At 74.9% G+C, this 4,447-nt stretch carries 4 protein-coding genes; 2 read left to right on the forward strand and 2 right to left on the reverse strand.

The features are described 5' to 3' along the window. The first annotated feature begins 178 nt into the window (after nt 1-178). A complete protein-coding gene (locus tag ACOV8S_RS10475; protein ID WP_448317516.1) occupies nt 179-1,171 on the forward strand; it encodes a Gfo/Idh/MocA family protein in 993 nt (330 codons plus the stop codon). A 164-nt stretch (nt 1,172-1,335) separates the two neighbouring features. Here the strand turns inward: ACOV8S_RS10475 and ACOV8S_RS10480 are convergent, their stop codons facing one another. Beyond that, complete coding sequence (locus ACOV8S_RS10480) at nt 1,336-2,970, reverse strand: alkaline phosphatase D family protein (protein WP_448317517.1); 1,635 nt, start codon at nt 2,968-2,970, stop codon at nt 1,336-1,338. Between the two features lie 226 nt (nt 2,971-3,196). On the opposite strand from ACOV8S_RS10480, the gene ACOV8S_RS10485 reads away from it, so the two are divergent. After that, nucleotides 3,197-3,745 carry a DoxX family protein gene (locus ACOV8S_RS10485; RefSeq protein WP_448317518.1) on the forward strand — a complete coding sequence of 183 codons (549 nt, stop codon included), beginning with the start codon at nt 3,197-3,199 and terminating at the stop codon, nt 3,743-3,745. Nucleotides 3,746-3,912: 167 nt separating this feature from the next. Here ACOV8S_RS10485 and ACOV8S_RS10490 read toward each other — a convergent pair. Next, nucleotides 3,913-4,447: ATP-binding protein (locus ACOV8S_RS10490; RefSeq protein WP_448317519.1), on the reverse strand; the 535-nt coding region annotated here is incomplete at its 5' end.

Raw genomic sequence — 4,447 nt, forward strand, 5'->3', positions numbered from 1 at the left:
CTCCGGTCCGCCCGGCCCCGACGTCTCACGGACCGGGCACCGGCCGGGCGCCCCCGCGACGCCGGGGCGCCCGGCCGGTGCCCGGTCCGTGAGACGTCGGGGCCGGGCGGACCGGAGTGCGCGGCGGCCGATCTATGCTCTGCGCAGGGCTGATGTCACGAGGTGAGGAGCGGCCGGGATGGCTGAGACGGTGCGATGGGGAATTCTGGCCACGGGCGGGATCGCCGCGGCCTTCGCGGGTGACCTCGTCGACATTCCGGACGCCGAGCTGGTGGCGGTCGGTTCGCGGTCGCAGGAGTCGGCCGAGGGGTTCGCCGAGCGGTTCGGCATCCCGAGGGCCTACGGGGACTGGGCGTCGCTGGCCGCCGACGAGGACGTCGACGTGGTCTACGTCGCCACCCCGCACACCGCCCACCGGGCCGCGGCCGGGATGTGCCTGGAGGCCGGGCGCGGCGTGCTGTGCGAGAAGCCGTTCACGCTGAACCTGCGCGAGGCCGAGGAACTGGTCGCGCTGGCGCGGGACCGGGGGCGCTTCCTGATGGAGGGGATGTGGACCGCCTGCAACCCGCTGGTGCGCCGGATGCGGCAGCTGGTGGAGGAGGGCGAGATCGGCGAGGTGCGGACGGTGCAGGCCGACTTCGGCCTGGCCGGCCCGTTCCCGGTCGCGCACCGGCTGCGCGACCCGCAGCAGGGCGGCGGGGCGCTGCTCGACCTCGGCGTCTACCCGATCGCCTTCGCGCAGATGCTGCTGGGGGAGCCGGACCGCGTCACCGCGCAGTCGGTGCTCTCGCCGGAGGGTGTCGACCTGCAGACAGGAGCGGTGCTCGGCTGGGAGAGCGGTGCTCTCGGTCTGGTGCACTGCTCCATCGTCGGTGCGACGGGCATCACCGCCTCCGTCACCGGCACCCGCGGCCGGATCGACGTGCCCGACGGCTTCTTCCAGGCGGATCGTTTCGTCCTGCACCGTGAGGGCCGCGAGCCGCAGGAGTTCGCGCTCACCGCGGGCGACGGCCTGCGCAGCAGTTTCCGCCACGAGGCGCTCGAGGTGATGCGCGCGATCCGGGCCGGCGAGACCGAGTCCCCGCTGGTCCCGCTGGAGTCGACCCTCGCCGTCATGCGCACCCTCGACGCGATCCGCGACCAGGTCGGAGTCCGCTACCCGGGCGAGTGACCCGGGGCGGTTCACCGCGCCGCACCCGGCGTCGTCCGCGGCGACGACCGTCCCGTGGCCCCCGGCGGCAGCCGTCCTGCCCCGGGGGCGCGGGGACGCGTGCCCGCCCCGCGCCCCCGGAGGCGGCGTGCCGTCAGGCCGAGGGCGGCTCAGGCCGGGGCGCCTCAGGCCGGGGTGAGCCCCGGGTTGCCCGCCTCGGTGGTGAACGCGGCGGCCACCGTCAGCGGCTCGCCCGGCGTGGTGATCCGCGGGACCGTCTTGAACTCGGTCCGGGCCTCCCGCCGGCCCAGCTCGACCGTGGCGTAGCCCCGCAGCCCGTTGTAGAACTTCAGGTGCGGGTTCCGCGCGTGGTACCCCGCCCAGTTGGACGGCCGTGCCGAGCCGTCGCCGCCCGAGGATATGGAGCTGGTGACGATCTCGGTGCCCAGCGTCCGCGAGGTGGGGTCGTCGAAGTCCTCCTTGACGTCGAGGCCGTAGTGCACGTGGACGTCGCCGGTGAGGATCATCAGGTTCTCCTGGCCGGACGCCTTCCACCCCTCCAGCACCCGCCGCCGGGAGGCCGGGTAGCCGTCCCAGGAGTCCATGGACAGCGTGGTGTTCCCGGCGGTGGCGTGGTTGCGGCGGCTGAAGGTGACCTGCTGCGGGACCACGTTCCACACCGCGGACGACCGGCGCCAGCCGTCGACGAGCCACCGCTCCTGCTCCGCCCCGGTCAGCGTCATCGACTCCGCCTCGGACTCGGCGGTGGGCGTCTTCCAGCCGTCGCCGTTCGCCTGGTCGGTGCGGTACTGCCGGGTGTCCAGGACGTCGAACTGGGCCAGGCCGCCCCAGTGCATCCGCCGGTACAGCCGCAGGTCCGGGCCCTCGGGCCGCTGGGCGGCGCGCAGCGGCATGTTCTCCCAGTACGCGCGGTAGGCGGCGGCGCGGCGCAGCAGCCACTCCTCCGGCGGGACGGAGCCCTCCGGGTGGTCGCCCGCGTAGTTGTTCTCGGTCTCGTGGTCGTCCCAGGTCACCACGAACGGGTGCGCGAGGTGGGCGGCGATCAGGTCCGGGTCGGACTTGTAGAGCGCGTACCGCAGACGGTAGTCCTCCAGCGTCACCGTCTCGTGGGCGAAGTGCGCGGGGATCACGCGGTCCGTGTAGTTGCGGGCGCCGCCCTTGGCGTCGACGGCGTACTCGTAGAGGTAGTCGCCGAGGTGGAAGACCGCGTCCAGGTCCTCGCCGGCCAGGTGGCGGTAGGCGGTCCAGTGGCCCTGGTCGTAGCGCTGGCAGGACACCATGCCGAACCGCAGCCGGTCGACCCGGGCGCCGAACGCGGGGGCGGTGCGGGTGCGTCCCGCCGGGCTCACCCAGTCGCCCACGCGGAAGCGGTAGTGGTACTCCGCGCCGGGCCGCAGGTGGCGCACCTCGACGTGGACGGCGTGGTCGAACTCCGGGTGCGCCCAGGCGTGACCGCGCCGGACGACGCGGGCGAAGCGTTCGTCATGGGCCAGCTCCCAGTGCACGGAGACCCGCCGGTCGGGCAGCCCGCCGTCGGGCTCCAGGGGCCTGGGCGCCAGCCGGGTCCACAGTGCCACCGAGTCCGGCAGCGGGTCGCCGGAGGCCACGCCCAGCGTGAACGGGTCCTCGGACAGCTGGGCGGACTCGAGCTCGTCCGCGGCGGCGGTGCCGGCGCCGGGCAGGCCCACCGCGAAGGCCAGTGCGGCCGCCGCGGCGGTGGTGGTCAGGAATCTTCGGCGGCCGAGCCGGAGCGCGGCGTCGCGGAGTTCGGCGGAGTGCGGACCGGTGGGCGAGGGCATGGTGGCCTTCCGGGACGAGGACGAGGACGAGGACGAGGACGAGGACGGGGTGCGGAAGGCATTCGAGCGGGACAGGACGACCCCCCGTTGTTGAGGACACGACATGCAGATGACGGCTGGGTAACCTCCCCGCGACCCCCGGTGATCACTCGCGTGGGCGGATGGAACGGCGCAAAGCCGGGGACCCGGGTCCGGTCCGCACCGGTAGAGGGTTCAGGGAGTCGACGTGACGTGTTTCGACCGGCGTGATCTTGGTCTGCTGCTGCTCCGGGCAGGCACCGGCGGCGTGCTCGCCGTGCACGGCACGCAGAAACTGTTCGGCTGGTTCGGTGGCCATGGCCTCGAGGGCACCGGGCAGTGGATGGAGTCCATCGGCTACGCCCCGGGCCGCACCAGCGCCGCCATGGCGGGCGCCGCCGAGACGGGCGGCGGCCTGCTGCTGGCCCTCGGCCTGGCCACGCCCGCGGCGGGCGCGGCGGCCGCGGGGGCGATGGCGGGAGCGGCGGCGGTCCACGCCCCGCAGGGCTTCTTCGCGCAGAGCGGCGGCTACGAGTACGCGGCCTCGCTCGGCCTCACCGCAGCGGGCCTGGCCGTGACCGGCCCGGGGCGGATCTCGCTCGACCACCTGTTCGGGCACGCGCTCAACAAGGGGTGGATGGTGCCGGCCGTGTTCGCCGCGGTGGGCGCGGCGACGGCGTGCGTGGTGGGCAGCCGCAACCGCCGGGTCCGCAAGCAGCAGGACGAGGGCGTGCAGGAGCCGCTCTTCGAGGAGTGAGCGACCTCGCGCCGGACGACCGGGCGGCGACCCGCGTTCACGTCGAGGCGACCCCGCTCACGACGTGGCGCCCCGCGCTCCCGTCACGGCGCCCCGCGCTCGGGTCACGGTCGCCGGCAGGGCCGCCCCGCGCTCGGGCGGCCGGGCGCATCACGCGGCCGGGAGGGTCATTCCACCGCCATGTGGAGGCGGAGCACCAGCTCGTCCGCCCCGGCGCGCAGCTCGACCAGGTCGCAGAGCTGGTGCATGATCCACACCCCGCGCCCGCCGTGCGGCGAGCGCGGGTCGGGGCGGCGGCGGCCCACCAGCGGGTCGGTCAGCTGCCCGCCGTCGCGTATCTCGGCGACCAGCGAGTTCTCGGCGCGCCACATCCGCAGCGTGCCCCGCCCGCCGCCGTGCCGCACCGAGTTGCCGGTGGCCTCGCCGATGGCCAGGAGCCAGTCGGTGCGCCGGGCCGGCGAGAGCCCGCAGCGCGACGCCCAGTCCTCCGCCGTGCCGCGCGCCAGCGCCAGCTCGTGCTCGCCGAACTCGACCACCAGCGGGTCGACCGGGTCCGGGAGCGGGGTGTCGAAGGACCGGCAGACGTCCAGCGGGTCGGCGAAGTCGGGGCTGATCCGCCGCACGCCGTCCTCGGTCACGACCGGGTGGATGCGGCGGGCCGCCTCCAGCACCTGCTCGGGCAGCGTCACGTCGTACGGGCAC

It is taken from the genome of Streptomyces sp. CO7, from assembly GCF_053474865.1.

Coding starts and splice junctions, on each gene's coding strand:
- ACOV8S_RS10475 (WP_448317516.1), top strand. CDS start 179: ATGGCTGAGACGGTGCGATGGGGAATTCTGGCCACGGGCGGGATCGCC.
- ACOV8S_RS10480 (WP_448317517.1), bottom strand. CDS start 2,970: ATGCCCTCGCCCACCGGTCCGCACTCCGCCGAACTCCGCGACGCCGCG.